Source organism: Vogesella perlucida (assembly GCF_979366545.1).
Window position 1 is genome coordinate 104,048 of sequence record NZ_CEETRO010000004.1, and the last position, 15,289, is coordinate 119,336.

The window sequence follows — 15,289 nt, forward strand, 5'->3', positions numbered from 1 at the left end:
GCCTGCGCAACTGTTCAGCTGGCGGCCTGCTGCCTGGCCGGCCACGCCAGCCATAGCGCCGCACCGGCGATCATCAGCCCGCCCAGCCAGCCGCTGGCGGCCAGTGGCTCGCCCAGCCAGCTCACCGCAAACAGCGCCCCCCACAGTGGCTCGCTACCCAGCAGCAGGGCCACCTTGCTGGGGCTGGTGGCCGCCAGCGCGTGGTTCATCGCCCAGAACGCAAACAGCGTGCAGCACAGCGTGAGAAACAGCATCGGCAGCCAGAAGCCGGCCTGTAGCGGCAGCCCGGGCAGCCCGCCTGGCTGCAGCACGCCCAGCACCAGCGCGGCAGCGCCCACCAGCAAGCCTTGCACCGCCGTCAGCCCCAGCATGTCGATGCTCTTGCCCGCCGTCAGCCGCGTGGCCAGGCAGCTCTGGAAGGCGCGGATCAGTGCGGCCAACAGCATCAGCGCGTCGCCGTCGTTCAGCCCGCCGCCTGCCATGCCGGTGAGCAGCCAGGTACCCAGCAGTGACACGATGGCGGCCAGCCACAGCTTGGCTGCCGGGCGTTTGCCCAGCCATAGCCATTCCACTGGTGGCGTCAGCAGCAGACACAGGCTCACCAGAAACGCCGCTTTGCCGGCACTGGTGTGCGCCACACCGGCGGTTTCGGCCAGAAAGATCGCCAGCAGGCCTACGCTGGTGGGCAGCGCCACCCGCACCGTGGCGGCACGCTGCACCGCAGGCAGCCGCAGCCAGTAGGGCAGCAGCAGGGCGGCGGTCAGCAAAAAGCGGATGGCGATGACGCCGGCCACCGGGTAGTAGGCCAGTGCGGTTTTCACCATGCTATAGCTGCTGCCCCAGATCACGGCGGTGAGCAGCAACAGCCCCTCGGGCGGCAGTGGGCGGCGGGTGGGCATGATTTCTCCTTGTCTTGTGTGTGGCCCAGTATGAAACTGTTCGTACAGGCTGATAATGGGCCGTTCAGGCAAAGGATTTGTGCGCCATGAGAACAAATGAACTGCTGCCGCTGCTGCCAGACCTGGCGGTGCTGGTAGATGTGGTCGAGGCCGGGTCATTCAGCGCGGCCGCGCGGCTGCAGGGGAGTACGCCATCAGCGGTGAGCCGCCAGATGGCGCGGCTGGAGGCCGCGCTGGGGCTGACGCTGCTGGAGCGCAGCACGCGCCGTTTGCGCCTGACCAGCGGCGGGCAAGAGGTGGTACGCCACGCCCGCAGCATGCTCGACGCGGCACGGGCGGCCTGTGATGGCGCCGCGCGCCACGCCAGCACCGTGGCCGGGCGGGTCAGGTTGGCCGCACCCAAGGCGGCGCTGCGGCAGATTATTCATCCACAGCTACCAGCGCTTTTGCAAACTTATCCACAGCTGACGCTGGAGTTGCAGGTCAGCGACCAGCCGGCCGACCTGATTGCCGACGGGGTGGATATCGCGCTGCGCCTGGGCGACCCACCGGCTGGCTACGTGGCGCGGCCGTTCATGGTGGTACGCACCAAGCTGTACGCGGCACCGGCCTATCTGGCCGAGCACGGCACGCCGCAGCACCCGTCCGAGCTGGTACGCCACAGCTGCCTGCACCTAGCCGAGCAAGCTGGCGACGACGAGTGGTGCGCGGTGCGCGACAACGAACGCGTGGTGGTAAACGTACGTGGCCGCTACGCCAGCAACCATAGCGAGATGCGGCGCGAGGCGGCGGAGTGGGGCATGGGTATCGCCAGCCTGCCGGACTTTACCGCCCGCCAGGCGCTGGCCGCCGGCACGCTGGTGGCGGTGCTGCCGGCCTGGCAGCTGCTGGGGCGCTATCAGGGCACCAGCTGGCTGGTCTACCACGCCGACCGCTACCGCGCGGCACGGGTGCGGGCGGTGGTGGATTTCCTGCTTGGGGTCGCCACGCAGCAGGGCTACGGCGCTGCCAGCGTGCCGGCGGGCTGACCGCGGCAGCACAAAGCAAAACACCCCGCCGTGGCGTAATGCCATTCAGTTAAGCGAATGTGCTTGCTTTTCAAGTAGCGGGACGTGAGTGAAGTGCCCCATCCCGTTGGCGCGAGCCGGGCAAAATGGTGCGCCCCAGGGTTGTGCTGAGCGAATCGAAGATTCGCACGCGCAAGACGCCGATTTGTTTGAGCTCCGAGCCGTTAGCGATCTGCGTGCAAATCTCTGATTTGCTCAGCGATGCGAGTTCGGCGGCGCCTGGGGCGTGCCGTTTTGACCGGGGTTTCGAGCAGCCCCGGGTTGCGGGGGAATGAAAAGGGGGCGGCAACCCGCCCCCTTTCCCGTCTTATTCCCTCGCGACGCTGCGCTTGCCTCGCTCGGTCACGGGCGGAACCGGCATCTAATTATTGTCTGCATAGCGGACACACTAGCGCATTTCAACGCAACAAACCCCTAAACAAAAAACGCCAGTCAGCGTTAACTGACTGGCATTACCGCCGTGGCGGGGTGTGCAGGGTTGGCCGCCGGCCGGCGCTTACTTCTCGACGAAGGCGCGCTCGATCGCGAAGTGGCCAGGCTCGCCCATGCGTGGCGATTCCTTGAAACCCAGGTCTTCCAGAATGTGGCAGGTGTCTTCCAGCATGGCCGGGCTGCCGCACAGCAGGGCGCGGTCGGTTTCCGGGTTCAGCTGCGGGATGCCCAGCTGTTTGGCCAGCTCGCCGCTCTTGATCAGGTCGGTCAGGCGGCCCTGGTTGCGGAACGGCTCGCGGGTCACGGTTGGGTAGTACACCAGCTTCTCGCTGATCATCTCGCCCAGGAACTCGTGCTCGGTCAGCTCTTTGGTGATGTAGTCGTGGTAGCCCAGCTCGCTGACCCAGCGCACGCCATGGATCAGGAAGATCTTGTCGTACAGGTCGTAGACTTCCGGGTCCTTGATGATGGACATGAACGGCGCCAGGCCGGTGCCGGTCGCCAGCAGGAACAGGTGCTTGGCGTTCGGCAGCAGGTTGTCCTGTACCAGGGTGCCGGTAGGTTTGCCGGAGATCACCACCTTGTCACCCGGCTGCAGGTGCTGCAGGCGCGAGGTCAGCGGGCCGTTTTGCACTTTGATGGAGTAGAACTCCAGGTGCTCTTCCCAGTTGGCGCTGGCCACGGAGTAGGCGCGGATCAGGGGTTTGCCGTTCACTTCCAGACCGATCATCACGAACTGGCCGTTGATGAAGCGCAGACCCGGGTCGCGGGTGCAGGTGAAGCTGAACAGGGTGTCGTTCCAGTGATGGACGGACAGGACGGTTTCGGTCGAAAGAGTAGCCATGTGGATTGTCTTTGAATACAGGCAAAAATCATCAAGCGGGTATTCTACCGCAGCTGGCAAATAACTGCTTGGACGGAAAGGTTCTGTCTTTATTGCATTTTTTGATATTAATCAATTTATATAATGACATGAGTTCTCGATAAGCAGGTTTCATCGGGCTGTCAGGGTGTCCGACAGCTTGTAGTTGCCAGCCTACACGCTGCGCGCTATGTTGCCCTGCAACAACAACAGGGAGAAAGCACGATGAAACTGTGTGTCATCGCGGGTGACGGTATCGGCCAAGAGGTGGTGCCGCAGGCGGTGCGCGTGCTGCAGAACATGCTGCCGGCGCTGCAAACGGTGACAGCCGACGCCGGCTGGGCCACCTTTCAGCAACAAGGCACGGCGCTGCCGGATGCCACATTGGCCGCTGCGCGTGATTGCGGCGCGGTGCTGTTTGGCGCGGTAAGCTCGCCGGCGCGGGCGGTGGCGGGCTACCGCTCGCCCATTGTGCAGCTGCGCCGTCTGCTGGGCTGCCACGCCAACCTGCGGCCAACCCTGAGCCTGCCCGGCTGTGGCTTGCCGGGGCTGGATATGCTGATCGTGCGCGAGAACACCGAAGACCTGTACGTAGGGGAAGAGCACAGCGATGGCCACACCGCTACCGCCATCAAGCGCATTACCCGCGCTGCCTCGCTGCGCGTGGCCGACACCGCTTTTGCGCTGGCAGCGGCCAGCGGGCGCCAGCGCATCACCATTGTGCACAAAGCCAATATCCTGCCGCTGACCGATGGCCTGTTTCGCGATTGCGCGCGCGAGGTGGCGGCACGCTACCCGCAACTGGCGATGGACGAGCTGCTGGTGGATACCGCGGCCCTGAAGCTGGCGCAGGCACCGCAGGCATTTGACGTGTTGCTGGCACCCAATCTGTACGGCGATATTTTGTCGGACTTGGCCGCCGCGTTTGCCGGGGGGCTGGGCGTGGCAGCGTCGCTCAACCTGGGGCAGGGCGTGGCCATTGCCGAGCCGGTACACGGCAGCGCGCCGGATATTGCCGGGCAGGGCGTGGCCAACCCGGTCGCCAGCCTGCTGTCGCTGGCCCTGCTGCTGCGCCACCACTGGCAGCTGCCTGCCGCTGCCACGCAGCTGGAGCAAGCCGTGCAGCGCGTACTGGCCAGCGGCACACGCACGCCAGACCTGGGCGGCAGCACCGGCACGGCGGCTTTCTGCGATGCGGTGATCGCCGCGCTCTAGCCCCTGCGACAAGGTGTCGCATTCCGCCACCGCTTGCCGTGCGCTACATTGTGTCTGGCAGGGGGGCGCCCCTGCTTGCGAATAGAACACTTGATGCCGCCCTGCTCCAAGAGGGCGGCTTTCTTTTTGGGGCGCGACAAAATGCCGCAGCCCTGCGCCGGCCGGCATGCCGGATGGTAAAGTGCCGCCATGATGCCTACTGTGTTTCCGGCCCTGTTTGCGGCCAACCTCGACCTGGTTCACCAGCGCCTGCTGCAGCTGCGCTGGGCCATGCTGCTGGCGGCGTTGCTGCTGATCGTACTGGGCCAGCTGGCCGGCCTGGTGCTGCCTCTGCTATTGCTGGGCCAAGCCTGGCTGACGCTGGCGCTGCTGAACTTGGCGACGCCATGGCTGGCGGCGCAGGGCTGGCAGGTCCGCAGCCTGATCAGCCTGGGCTTGCTGGCCGATATGGTGGTGCTCACCGAAATGCTGGCCTTTACCGGCGGTGCGGCCAACCCTTTGGCCTCGCTTTACCTGCCGCCGGTCTTGTTTGGTGCCTTGTTATTGCCCCCCGCGCGGGCGTGGGCGCTGGCCATCATCAGCCTGATGGCGTACGGCCTGCTGTTTGTCTGGCATTTGCCGTGGCCGCTGGCCGGTAGCGATGCCGCGTATGCTTTCCAGCTGCACTTGGTGGGCATGTGGATCACCTTTGCCGTGTCCGTCACGCTGCTAACCGGCTTTGTCTCCTATCTGGCCTGGCAGCTGTCGCAGCGCGAAGCGGCGCTGGCGGTGGCACGCGAGGCACAGCTGCGCGACGAGCAGCTGGTGGCGCTGGGGGTGCAGGCTGCCGGTGCCGCGCATACGCTGTCCACACCGCTCAATACGCTGACCCTGCTGTGCGACGACATGCTGGCCAGCTACACCACGCCGCCCGCGCTGATCGACGACCTGCAGCTGATGCACAGCCAGCTGGCGGTATGCCGTAACGCGCTGGCCAGGCTGAAAGCCGGTGCCGAAAGCCGACCGGCCCCGCAGCCGCTGTGCGAGGCTTTGGACGAGCGCCTGCAGGGCTGGTACTCCAGCCGCCCGGACGTAAAACTGCTGCGTCATGGCCTGCTACAGGGTGGCCCGCTGGTGGCGTTCGACCCGCGCTTCTGGCCGGCGTTTTTCAACCTGCTCAATAACGCTGCCGAAGCCGGCGGCGGCGAGGTGGAGCTGACCGTGGCCAGCAGCGCAGGCTGGCTCACGCTGCACATCCACAACCGCCGTGGCAGCCTGAGCGACGCGCAGCTGGCGCGTGCCGGCCTGGCCCCGCTGGACAGCAACAAGCCCGCCGGCCTGGGTCTGGGGGTGATGCTGTCGCACGTGACGCTGTCGCACCTGGGCGGCGAACTGAATCTGGATAACGACCCGCAGGGCGGTGTGCGCGCCACCCTGCGCCTGCCACTGGATACACCATGAACGACTTGCTGATTATTGATGACGACACCGCTTTTGCCGGAGTACTGGCGCGCAGCCTCACCCGGCGCGGCTACAGCGTGCGCCATGCGGCCAACCCTGACGCCGCGCTGGCCGAGGTCATGGCGGCGCCACCGCCACAGGTGATTCTGGACCTGAACCTGGCCGGAGAAAGCGGCCTGCGCCTGCTGCCGCAGCTGCTGGAAAAAGCACCGCAAGCGCGCGTGCTGGTGCTCACCGGCTACGCCAGCATTGCCACGGCGGTAGAGGCGGTGAAACTGGGCGCGGTGAACTATCTGGCCAAGCCGGCCGGGGTGGATGACATCCTGAATGCGCTGGGCCAGGTGGCGGCCAACCCTGCGCAGGATGTGACCGCGCAGCCCATGTCGCTCAAACGCGTGAGCTGGGAGCACCTGCAGCGTGTGTTGGCCGAGCACGACGGCAATGTGTCGGCCACCGCCCGCGCTTTGAACATGCACCGTCGTACCCTGCAGCGCATGCTGGCCAAACGGCCGGTGAAGAACTAACCCCTGCGAGTGCTGTGCGCTAAGACAAAGCCGGCCGCGAGCTTGATGATTTGCCGGGGCATGCATCGGTGGAGGGCGTTATGGCAGGCAGCGTGTGGTGACGCGGCGGGGCTTTTCTGTTGCTTGGCGATCATTCAATAAGTGAACTTATTGCTAATACCCCAATAAAGCCATGGACAATCTAGAGCAATTGCGTTAAATTGTGCACTGCACTCAAGCCGAAAGGTTTTTGTGGTGTTAGCCCCTCGAAGCATCGTGTCGGCCCCTCGCCGGCGAGATGTTTCTTCCTCGTGTTGGCCCCTGTGGAGGACCCTCAGGGGATTTTTTTTGCCTGCCGTTTTTGCCCCCCTTTTTTAGTAGCCATGCCCTATCTCAGGCAGGGTCGGGCTTGTGTGTCTTGTTGCTGTCAGCCTGGTCAAGCTCGCTAATGGACGCCAGCACATGCGGCTTGTTACCCACCAGCAGCGGCGACAGGCCGATCCTGCAGGGAAACAGGCTGCCATCACGCCGCCTGGCTTGCAGTACCTGGCTATCCGCCATATGCCGGCTCACCGGGGCTTGCAGGTAGTGCTTCATCTTGTCATGGTGCTGCTCGCGCTGTGTCTCCGACAGCAGGTAGCTGAAGTGCTGGCCCAGCAGGGTGGCGCGCGGGTAACCGAACAGGCTTTCCATGCGGCTGTTCACCAGCTTGATCAGCCCGGCCTCGTCTACCATCATCAGCCCGTCCGGAATCGCCTCTACCACTTGGCGCAGCAGGGCTTCGTTCTGGCGTAGTGCGTCTTCGCTGCGCGTGCGTGCGCTGATATCAATGGCGGATGGAATGAGGTGGGTAATGCGGCCGTATTCGTCGCGCAGCGGGGCCAGCATGAAGTCGATGGGGGTCAGCACATCATTTGCCATGCGTACCACCACGTCAAAGCGGGATACTTCGCCGCAGGCAGCGCGCAGTACTGCGTGCTGTATCTGTGCCTGTATCTGCGGCGAATAGTTCCACCAGGGGCAGTCCCAGAACTTCAGCCCGCGTACGTCTTCTATGCGTATGCCAGCGGCTTCCAGCGGGGCGCGATTGGCGCTTTGCAGGGTGCCGTCCGGCGTCAGTACACCCACAAAGGTAAACAGGTTGTCCAGCACGCGGCGCAGATGACCTTCGTTTTCGCGCTGTATGCGCTCGGCTTCGTAGCGGGCGGTGACATCTTCCACCATGGCCAGAATCCCGCACGGCTGGCCATCCGGCATGGGCAGCGGGTGATAGCTGGCTTCCCAGTGGCGCAGCTGACCGGAGCCGGGCGGGATTTCGGCGCTGGCGGCAAAGCGCGTGCGTGCCTCGCCGCTGCTCTGTACTGCCTGCATGATGGATTCCAGTGCCGGCCCGGCATCGGGTATCACGTCACGCGGGCGGCGGCCGATATGGGCTTCCGGCGGCTGGCCATTAGAGCTGGCCAACCGTTGGTTGATATGCAGATAACGAAAATCGGCGTCCAGCACCGCAATGCCTATCGGCACGCTATTGAGCAGGGTGTTTACCAGCCCTGATGGATCGGGTAGGCAGGACATTGCGCCACCTTCTATCGAAATAACCAGTATTCAGAATAGCCATTTGTCCTGACAAGACAATGCTTTTCAAATACGAGTGTCGAAGGTGTTGTATTGCTGCCATGCCGTTAGTCTGTAGCACGTTGTGCCTGGCGCTTGTTCAAAGGCTGCGCATGGCTGCGGCGGGCCTCCGTTGGCGTATCGCGGTGTTGGCGCGCCAAGTCCGTGAATAGGCACGGCCGATAGTGTCCACCTGGCTACTGGCCTTGCGGCAGGCCAGCGTCATGGCTCACAGACCGGGTTCGGGTGCCTACAGCCAGCGCCCGGGGTTCATGATGTTATGCGGGTCCAGCAGCTGTTTGACGCCGCGCATGATGGCCAGCGCGGCCGGGTCTTTGTAGCGTGTCAGCCAGTGTGCTTTCAGCTGGCCGATGCCGTGCTCGGCGGCCAGCGTGCCGCGGTAGCGGTACACGTGGTCGTAAACAATGGCATTCACCGCGTCTTCGTCGGCAAACAGCTCGGCGTTGCCAGGGCGGGTGTAGCTGATGTTGTAGTGCAGGTTGCCGTCGCCTGCGTGGCCGAAGGCGACGATTCGCACGCCGGGGAAGGCGGCGTCCAGCGCTGCGCCGCAGCTGGCCAGAAACGCCGGGATGGCCGAGCTGGGTACGCCGATATCGTGCTTGATGCTGGGGCCTTCGCGCTTTTGCATGTCGGAGATATCCTCGCGCAGCTGCCATAGCCGCGCCCGCTCCGCCTCGCTTTGCGCCAGCACGCCGTCGCTGAATGCCTGGCCGGCCAGCCATTGTTCGAAGCTGGCTTGCAGCGCGGCCGGCTCGCCGCCGTCAGACAGCTCTACCAGCACCACCCACGGTGCAAAAAACGGTACGCAGCCGGGTTTGTGCTTGTCCGAGATGCGCAGGCACAGGTCCGACATCATTTCAAAAGTAGTCAGGCGGTCGCCAAAGCGCGCTTGCAGCGCATTCAGCGTGTCGATGGCCGCGTCGGCGCTGTCTACGGCCAACAGGGCGGTGCTGTAGGCGGTGGGCAGGGCAAACAGTTTGAGCGTGGCGCCGGTAATCAGCCCCAGCTGGCCTTCGGCGCCGATGAACAGCTGCTTCACGTCCAGGCCGGTGGTGTCTTTGCGCAGCGCTGATAGTGCATCCAGCAACGTGCCGTCCGGCAATACCACCTCCAGCCCCAGCGTCAGCTCGCGCATGGTGCCGTAGCGCAGCACGGCCAGGCCGCCGGCGTTGGTGGACAGGTTGCCGCCTATCTGGCAGCTGCCCTCGCTAGCCAGTGACAGCGGAAACAGCCGCCCCACGCTGGCGGCGGCCTGCTGTACCTGCGCCAGCGTGCAGCCGGCATCCACGGTGATGGACAGGTTGGCCGCATCGATGCTGCGCACGCGCTGCATGCGGCGCAGGCCGATGATGAGCTGGCGGCCGCTGGTGTCCGGTGTGGCAGCACCGCAGGTCGAGGTATTGCCGCCCTGCGGCACGATGGCGATGCCCTCGGCCGCGCACAGCGCCACCAGTGCGGCCACTTCTTCGCGGCTGGCCGGCAGGGCCATGGCCAGTGGCAGGCCGGTGTAGCGGCCACGCATGTCGGTAACAGCCGGTGCCAGTTCGTGCGGGGTAGTCAGCAGGTTGGCCGCACCCACAATGGCGGCTAGTCGGGCGTGCAGTTCAGTCATCTCGGGGCTCCGCAGCGTGTTCTGGCTGCGCCTCTACATAGGCATCGCAGCCGTGGCCGATGGCCAGGTAGCGCCGTGCCAGGCGGTGGAATAGCGGTTCGGCAGCAGCAGGCAGCCAGCGCAAGTAATGCCGCGGGGCCAACAGCAGGCCGCAGCCGTAGCGCGTCGTGGCGGCCTGCCATTGCAGCGCCGGGCAGGGGCCGTGGCGGTGGTTTAGCAGCAGGCGCGACAGCGGGCAGGGCGCGGCGGCGCAGCACACGCCACAGCCGTTACACGGTGTACCCGGCATGGGTTTGACCGGTGCTTCGTGCTGTAGCCAGATGCGCTGTGGCTGCGCCATGGCGGGGTTTACTCGTCGATATCCGGTGCCATCAGCGTGGCCGGGTGTTCCCAGCCCGGCTGCGCGGCGATGCGCGCCAGCCAGGCGGCCACGTGCGGCCAGGCGTCCAGCGTCAGGCCGGCTTCGTCGATCAGCCACAGGTAGGCGCTGGCGGACAGGTCGGCAATGGTGAGGCCGCTGGGCAGCAGGTAAGCGTGCTGGGCCAGGTGGGCGTTCAGTACGTCCAGGTCACGGCGGGTACGGGCTTCTAGCCAGGCGTCGGCGCCCGCATCCAGCGGGGCAAATTTGCGCGCGTAGCGCAGGTTGGGCAGCGAGAAACCGATGCGGTTGGCCTCCCAGCTCAGCCATTCGCGTATGCCTTGGCGCTCGCCGGGCTGGCCTGCCAGCACGCCTTCGCTTTCGGCCAGCCATTGCAGGATGGCGTTGGACTGCACCATGGGCTCGCCGTCCACTACCAGTGCCGGTACTTCGTCCCAGCGGCTGGCAGCGCGGAAGTCGGCCTCGCGCTCTTCGCGTGGCAGGCTGAGCGATACGTGGCGGTATTCGTGCGATACATCGCCCAGTACCAGGGCCAGGCGCACTTTGTAGCTGTGGCCGGAAAGACGGTTGCCGAACAGGGTGATCTTGCTCATGTGGGGTTCCTGTGCCTGCTTGGGCGTATGCATAAAAGCACGATGATACGCGCAAGGCGCGGGCGGTGGCAGCCCTACAGCCAGCCGGCAGGCAGGCGCTGCGCCAGCCATAGCAGGATTTCTGCCCCGGCCCACCACAATAGCCCCACGTAGAGCCAGGCCAGCACGGTAGCCACGTAGCCCGCCAGCAGCAGGCCGCCGTCGCGCACGCGCAGGCCCCAGGCCAGCAGGGCGATGGCGGCGGCGGGCACCACGTTATCAAACGACACCAGCGGCATCGGCGTCATCATCGATGCTCCGGCCAGCGCCAGCATGCCGCCGTTCAGCCAGCGCCAGCGCGGGCCGCTCAGCGCCAGCAGGCGTGGCTGGCTGATGCGCCCCAGCAGGCCGGCCAGGCGGTGCAGTACGCGGTGTAGCGGGCCGTGCAGGGCGTGGGGCACATGGCGGCGGCCTAGCCAGGCGGGCAGCGGAAACGGGCGTGCCAGCCCAACAGACAGCGCCACCAGCAGGCAAAACGCGCCCACGGTAGTGGCCATGCCGGGGATGGCCACCGGCAGCAGCAGCGGTGCGGCCAACAGCCCCAGCCAGGTGAGCTGCTGGCGCGGGTGGCGGCCTATCAGTTGGCCCAGCGAACCGTGCTGTAGCTGCTGGGCTGCTAGCGCAATGCGCAGCCAGCTACGGCGTGGGGTGGGGCGGGCAGGGCGTGAAGGCAGCATGGCAGGCTCGGTAAGGGGCAAACAGTGCCATGCGACCATGCCCGGGCTTGCCGGTTCATTTTTGCCAGTAGGTTTTCACGTTCACGAACTCGTACAGGCCGAACTCGGACAGCTCGCGGCCGTAGCCGGACGCCTTGACCCCGCCAAAGGGCAGGCGCAGGTCGGAGCTGGTGTAGCGGTTGATGAACACCGCACCGGCTTCGATCTCGCGCCCCAGCTGCCAGGCGCGCTCGACATCGGCACTGAAGATGCTGGCACCCAGGCCAAACGGCGTGTCGTTGGCCAGGCGCAGCGCGTCGGCCTCGTCGCGGGCGCGCAGGATGGTAGCCACCGGGCCGAACACTTCTTCCTGGTACACGCGGCAGGCGGGGCTAACGTGGTCCAGCACCGTGGCGGGATAAAAGAAGCCGGCACCGTGCGGCATGACGCCGCCGGCCAGCAGGCTGGCACCCTGGCTGACAGCGTCCAGCACCTGGGCGTGCAGCGCCTCGCGCAGGTCGGCGCGCGCCAGCGGCGCCAGCGTGGTGTGGTCGTCTGCCGGGTGGCCGGGGCGCAGCGCGGCCACGTGTTCGAGAAAGCGCGCGACAAAGGCGTCGGCAATCTCCGGCACCACAATCATGCGCTTGGCGGCGTTGCAGCTCTGGCCCGCGTCGCGGTAGCGCGAGTGGGCGGCTTCTTGCGCGGCGGCGTCGATGTCAGCGTCGGCCAGCACGATAAACGGGTTGCTGCCGCCCAGCTCCAGCACGGTTTTTTTCAGGTGCCGTCCGGCTAGCGCCGCCACCTGGCGGCCCGCGGTGGTGGAGCCGGTAAACGCGACCGCGTCGCAGCCTTTGATGGCGTCTTCGGCCATGTCATGGTTGATCCAGGCCACGTCCAGTACATCCAGCCCGGCCTCGTGCACGATATCCAGCAGCAGCGCGGTGCACTGCGGTACCGACGGTGCCGGCTTCACCAGGCAGCCGTTGCCAGCCATCAGCGCCGGAATGGCAAAGCGCAGCACCTGCCACACCGGGTAGTTCCACGGCATGATGGCCAGCACCAGGCCCAAGGGCTCGAACGCCACGCCGCTGCGGCTGGCCTGGGTGGGAATGTCTTTCGGTGCCAACAGCGTGGGCGCCAGCTCGGCGTAATAGCGGATCAGCTGCGCCGATTTGTCGATCTCGGCCAGGCATTCGCGCTCCAGCTTGCCCACCTCCAGCGATACCAGCGCCGCCAGTGCGTAGCGGTGGGCGCTGAGCGCGTCGGCCAGGCGCAGCAGGCGTGCGGCGCGGGTGGCGGTATCGAGGTGGGCCCAGGCGTGCTGGGCACGGCGCAGGCTGGCCAGCTGGCTGGCCAACTGTTCATGGCTGCTGATGGGGCGGGTAAAGACGACTTCGCCGGTGGCGGGGTTACAGCTGGTGAAGGCGGTCATGGCAGGGCGTAGTAAAGGGGTTACATGACAGAAGCAGCCCACTGTAACAAATGCGGCCAACCCTGACCACGCTGCCGCAGCACGGGTAAGGTTGGCCGCACGGTATGCGGAGCTTGCCGTTCAGGCGGGCTGCAGGTCCAGCGGTTTTTCGCCGGTCAGGAAATAGTGCATGGTTTCGCTGGCGCTGCGGATGGCGTCGCCAAACGGCAGCGGGTCAGCGCCGCGGAAGAACAGCCCCTTGCTGACTTCACCACGGAAGGCGGCGGCCAGTTTGAGGTCGATGCAGAACTGGCCCACCTTGGCCAGCCCGTCGCGCAGGCCGCAGACGGTCAGGCAGTTCAGCGCCTGGGTGCAGCGCGCCGGGTCGGCCTTGGCGTTGGCCTGTAGTTTGTCTTCGCGCTTCAGGTAGCTTTTCAGGAACGGGGTCAGCACGCCGCGTGCCGGCAGCCCGGCCACCGACATGAACTCGGCAATGTCGTCACGGCTGGCGCCAGCCAGTGTGCGCTTGAAGTTGATATGGGCGTCGCCGTCACTGGTCACGGCAAACGCGGTGCCGATCTGCACCGCACTGGCGCCGTACGTGTTCAGGTAAGTCTGCACTTTTTCGTGGCTGTTTACCCCGCCGGCCACAATCAGCGGCACGCGTTCGCGCTCCAGCCCCAGGTCTTTGAACAGCGCGAAGGTTTCTTCCAGTACGCGGGCAAAGTCAAACTTGGCATCGCCTACGTCGCTGATGCGGGCTGCGCCCAGGTGGCCGCCGGCGTGGTTGGGGTGCTCGATCACGATGGCGTCCGGCAGGCGCCCCTTTTTCATCCAGCGTTTGAGCACAATGCCGATACCACGCGATTCGGACAGGATGGGAATCAGCGCTACGTCCGGGTGGCTGGCGGTCATTTCCGGCAGGTCCAGCGGCAGGCCGGCTCCCATTACCACTGCCTGTGCGCCGGATTCGCAAGCCTGGCGTACCAGCGCGGCGTGGTTGTCTACCGCCTTCATCACGTTTACCGCCACCATGCCGTGGCCATCGGCACGCTGCAGTGCGCCTTTTATTTCGCGGTCCAGCGCAATCAGGTTCAGGCGGTTAATGCCTTCCTGGCCCTGCTGGTTGGCCGCATCGGCCATCAGGTCGTCGTGCAGGTGGCGCAGGTCTACGCTGGCCACGGTACCCAGGCCGCCGGCACGGGCCACGGCGCCGGCCAGCTGTTTGGCCGAGATACCCACGCCCATACCCCCTTGTACGATAGGCAGGAGTTCACGACCACGGATAACGAGGGGGGAAAAAAGTGAGCGGGGCATGCGTGCTTTCAACAGAAATAGAGTAGGCGCACGATTGTGATAAGCGTAAAAAAGCCGTGCGTTGACGTGGGTCAAGCACGGCCGGATAGGGCAATGTCCTGTCTAGGGCCTGCGCCGCAGCAAGAAATAGTGTTAGCAGGCCCTCATCAGGCCGCCAGGCCTTTCTGGATGCCCAGCACAATGGCGTGGGTACGGTTATTGGCCTCCAGCTTGCGGATGATGTTGGCCGCGTGGAACTTCACCGTACGCTCGCTGATGTCCAGGATGGTGGCAATTTCCCAGTTGGTCTTGCCGCGCATCATCCAGTGGAAAATGTCTTTTTCGCGGTGCGATAGCGGGTTGCTGCCACTGCTTGCCGGTGCCAGACGCTGCAGGGTGGGGTGCAGGTGTGGCAGCAGGCCGCCCAGCATGCGCAGGGTGGCGGCGTCGTCGGCCTGGCGCGGCTGCACGTACAGCAGCGTGGCCTGGCCATCACGCTGCATGGCAAAGCAGGCGGTAGCGGGGCTGGTATGCGCCAGCCAGGTAAATTGCACCTGGCTACCGATATCGGCTGGCAGGCGCTGCCAGTCGTGGCTATGGCAGGCAGCGGGTTGGCCTAGCGTGCGCGGGGGGGCGGTCCAGCCTTGTGGTGTGGCCGAGCCATGAATAATCCATAGGGCAGCTACCGCGTGGTCGCTGCCTAGCGTGTGCAGGAAGGTGTGAAGTTCTCTCTCGTCTGCCATCTGCGGGAGGCTGTGAATCCACTCGAGCAGCTGGCAGAGCTGAGTGTGTGACAGACCCGCGGAGATTGAGCCAGAAGCAAAAGGTATCCCTTTCGACATGCTGTTCCCCTGTTATGTTTTATGTATTGAACGCTTATCTTAACCAAGGGTCGAAGCTGTCCCAAGGTTTCTTCACTTAGGCATGAGTAAAGCTGATGGGTGCTATCTGGCTGGGTATTGCCGTCACGGAAAACCGGCCTTTGCGCCCCTGGTGCTTGTTGCAAAAGCGCATCATTTTGAAAACTGGCTGTTTGGACGGGGAGACACTGGCCTAATGGCGAGTCACTGTGGGCATTGCCACGTGATAGGAAGTCATTTGACAGGAAACACGAAAATATCTTTAAGTGAATCTGGTTTTGTCCTATTATTTGTCAGCGAAACTGTCAATTTTGCCAAGCTTTACCCCAAGGCCATTTTTAAATAGGGTGTTTTACCCCACCCGCCATATGTCATCTGCGAGATTGCCCA

At 64.9% G+C, this 15,289-nt stretch carries 15 protein-coding genes; 5 read left to right on the top strand and 10 right to left on the bottom strand.

Going from position 1 to position 15,289, the window contains the following annotated elements; translation table 11 throughout:
* Positions 1-14: 14 nt before the first annotated feature.
* A complete protein-coding gene (locus tag ACZ9XP_RS07170) occupies positions 15-899 on the bottom strand; it encodes a DMT family transporter (RefSeq protein WP_147688616.1) in 885 nt (294 codons plus the stop codon).
* An 86-nt stretch (positions 900-985) separates the two neighbouring features.
* On the opposite strand from ACZ9XP_RS07170, the gene ACZ9XP_RS07175 reads away from it, so the two are divergent.
* Positions 986-1,927 (top strand): LysR family transcriptional regulator, encoded by a 942-nt coding sequence (locus ACZ9XP_RS07175; protein WP_147688618.1) that lies wholly within the window; start codon positions 986-988, stop codon positions 1,925-1,927.
* Between the two features lie 535 nt (positions 1,928-2,462).
* Here the strand turns inward: ACZ9XP_RS07175 and ACZ9XP_RS07180 are convergent.
* The gene (locus tag ACZ9XP_RS07180) at positions 2,463-3,242 is read right to left on the bottom strand and encodes a ferredoxin--NADP reductase (RefSeq protein ID WP_438698474.1); all 780 of its coding nucleotides are present in this window, start codon (positions 3,240-3,242) and stop codon (positions 2,463-2,465) included.
* Between the two features lie 243 nt (positions 3,243-3,485).
* Between ACZ9XP_RS07180 and ACZ9XP_RS07185 the strand changes: the two genes are divergently transcribed.
* The 3 genes from ACZ9XP_RS07185 to ACZ9XP_RS07195 all read left to right on the top strand — a co-directional run bounded on the left by ACZ9XP_RS07185 (position 3,486) and on the right by ACZ9XP_RS07195 (position 6,439).
* Positions 3,486-4,475 carry an isocitrate/isopropylmalate dehydrogenase family protein gene (locus ACZ9XP_RS07185; RefSeq protein ID WP_465188213.1) on the top strand — a complete coding sequence of 330 codons (990 nt, stop codon included), beginning with the start codon at positions 3,486-3,488 and terminating at the stop codon, positions 4,473-4,475.
* 189 nt (positions 4,476-4,664) lie between these two features.
* Positions 4,665-5,915 (top strand): ATP-binding protein, encoded by a 1,251-nt coding sequence (locus tag ACZ9XP_RS07190; protein WP_438698472.1) that lies wholly within the window; start codon positions 4,665-4,667, stop codon positions 5,913-5,915.
* The gene (locus ACZ9XP_RS07195) at positions 5,912-6,439 is read left to right on the top strand and encodes a response regulator transcription factor (protein WP_147688626.1); all 528 of its coding nucleotides are present in this window, start codon (positions 5,912-5,914) and stop codon (positions 6,437-6,439) included. The genes ACZ9XP_RS07190 and ACZ9XP_RS07195 overlap by 4 nt, the downstream gene beginning before the upstream one ends.
* A gap of 372 nt (positions 6,440-6,811) precedes the next feature.
* Here ACZ9XP_RS07195 and ACZ9XP_RS07200 read toward each other — a convergent pair whose 3' ends face one another.
* The 8 genes from ACZ9XP_RS07200 to ACZ9XP_RS07235 form a co-directional block, all read right to left on the bottom strand.
* Positions 6,812-7,993, bottom strand: a complete 1,182-nt coding sequence (locus ACZ9XP_RS07200; RefSeq protein ID WP_465188214.1) for a PAS domain-containing protein — start codon at positions 7,991-7,993, stop codon at positions 6,812-6,814.
* A gap of 289 nt (positions 7,994-8,282) precedes the next feature.
* Positions 8,283-9,665, bottom strand: coding sequence for an FAD-binding oxidoreductase (locus ACZ9XP_RS07205; protein WP_147688630.1), 1,383 nt, complete (start codon positions 9,663-9,665; stop codon positions 8,283-8,285).
* Positions 9,658-10,005 (bottom strand): hypothetical protein, encoded by a 348-nt coding sequence (locus tag ACZ9XP_RS07210; protein WP_147688632.1) that lies wholly within the window; start codon positions 10,003-10,005, stop codon positions 9,658-9,660. The genes ACZ9XP_RS07205 and ACZ9XP_RS07210 overlap by 8 nt, the downstream gene beginning before the upstream one ends.
* A gap of 8 nt (positions 10,006-10,013) precedes the next feature.
* On the bottom strand, positions 10,014-10,637 hold the full coding sequence (locus tag ACZ9XP_RS07215) for a glutathione S-transferase family protein (protein WP_147688634.1): 624 nt from the start codon (positions 10,635-10,637) through the stop codon (positions 10,014-10,016).
* A gap of 74 nt (positions 10,638-10,711) precedes the next feature.
* A complete protein-coding gene (locus ACZ9XP_RS07220) occupies positions 10,712-11,353 on the bottom strand; it encodes an exopolysaccharide biosynthesis protein (protein WP_147688636.1) in 642 nt (213 codons plus the stop codon).
* A gap of 55 nt (positions 11,354-11,408) precedes the next feature.
* On the bottom strand, positions 11,409-12,764 hold the full coding sequence (locus ACZ9XP_RS07225; protein ID WP_147688638.1) for an aldehyde dehydrogenase family protein: 1,356 nt from the start codon (positions 12,762-12,764) through the stop codon (positions 11,409-11,411).
* A gap of 120 nt (positions 12,765-12,884) precedes the next feature.
* Positions 12,885-14,060 carry an NAD(P)H-dependent flavin oxidoreductase gene (locus ACZ9XP_RS07230; RefSeq protein WP_147688639.1) on the bottom strand — a complete coding sequence of 392 codons (1,176 nt, stop codon included), beginning with the start codon at positions 14,058-14,060 and terminating at the stop codon, positions 12,885-12,887.
* A 146-nt stretch (positions 14,061-14,206) separates the two neighbouring features.
* Positions 14,207-14,782, bottom strand: a complete 576-nt coding sequence (locus ACZ9XP_RS07235; protein ID WP_147688641.1) for a response regulator transcription factor — start codon at positions 14,780-14,782, stop codon at positions 14,207-14,209.
* 181 nt (positions 14,783-14,963) lie between these two features.
* Here ACZ9XP_RS07235 and ACZ9XP_RS07240 point away from each other — a divergent pair, with 181 nt between their 5' ends.
* The gene (locus ACZ9XP_RS07240; protein WP_147688643.1) at positions 14,964-15,245 is read left to right on the top strand and encodes a hypothetical protein; all 282 of its coding nucleotides are present in this window, start codon (positions 14,964-14,966) and stop codon (positions 15,243-15,245) included.
* Positions 15,246-15,289: the final 44 nt, after the last annotated feature.

Bases quoted from the DNA above. Each gene is read 5' to 3' on its own strand.
- ACZ9XP_RS07190 (WP_438698472.1), top strand. From the start codon at position 4,665: ATGATGCCTACTGTGTTTCCGGCCCTGTTTGCGGCCAACCTCGACCTG.
- ACZ9XP_RS07215 (WP_147688634.1), bottom strand. From the start codon at position 10,637: ATGAGCAAGATCACCCTGTTCGGCAACCGTCTTTCCGGCCACAGCTAC.
- ACZ9XP_RS07170 (WP_147688616.1), bottom strand. From the start codon at position 899: ATGCCCACCCGCCGCCCACTGCCGCCCGAGGGGCTGTTGCTGCTCACC.
- ACZ9XP_RS07210 (WP_147688632.1), bottom strand. From the start codon at position 10,005: ATGGCGCAGCCACAGCGCATCTGGCTACAGCACGAAGCACCGGTCAAA.
- ACZ9XP_RS07220 (WP_147688636.1), bottom strand. From the start codon at position 11,353: ATGCTGCCTTCACGCCCTGCCCGCCCCACCCCACGCCGTAGCTGGCTG.
- ACZ9XP_RS07195 (WP_147688626.1), top strand. From the start codon at position 5,912: ATGAACGACTTGCTGATTATTGATGACGACACCGCTTTTGCCGGAGTA.
- ACZ9XP_RS07205 (WP_147688630.1), bottom strand. From the start codon at position 9,665: ATGACTGAACTGCACGCCCGACTAGCCGCCATTGTGGGTGCGGCCAAC.
- ACZ9XP_RS07235 (WP_147688641.1), bottom strand. From the start codon at position 14,782: ATGGCAGACGAGAGAGAACTTCACACCTTCCTGCACACGCTAGGCAGC.
- ACZ9XP_RS07200 (WP_465188214.1), bottom strand. From the start codon at position 7,993: ATGTCCTGCCTACCCGATCCATCAGGGCTGGTAAACACCCTGCTCAAT.
- ACZ9XP_RS07230 (WP_147688639.1), bottom strand. From the start codon at position 14,060: ATGCCCCGCTCACTTTTTTCCCCCCTCGTTATCCGTGGTCGTGAACTC.
- ACZ9XP_RS07185 (WP_465188213.1), top strand. From the start codon at position 3,486: ATGAAACTGTGTGTCATCGCGGGTGACGGTATCGGCCAAGAGGTGGTG.
- ACZ9XP_RS07180 (WP_438698474.1), bottom strand. From the start codon at position 3,242: ATGGCTACTCTTTCGACCGAAACCGTCCTGTCCGTCCATCACTGGAAC.
- ACZ9XP_RS07240 (WP_147688643.1), top strand. From the start codon at position 14,964: ATGAGTAAAGCTGATGGGTGCTATCTGGCTGGGTATTGCCGTCACGGA.
- ACZ9XP_RS07175 (WP_147688618.1), top strand. From the start codon at position 986: ATGAGAACAAATGAACTGCTGCCGCTGCTGCCAGACCTGGCGGTGCTG.
- ACZ9XP_RS07225 (WP_147688638.1), bottom strand. From the start codon at position 12,764: ATGACCGCCTTCACCAGCTGTAACCCCGCCACCGGCGAAGTCGTCTTT.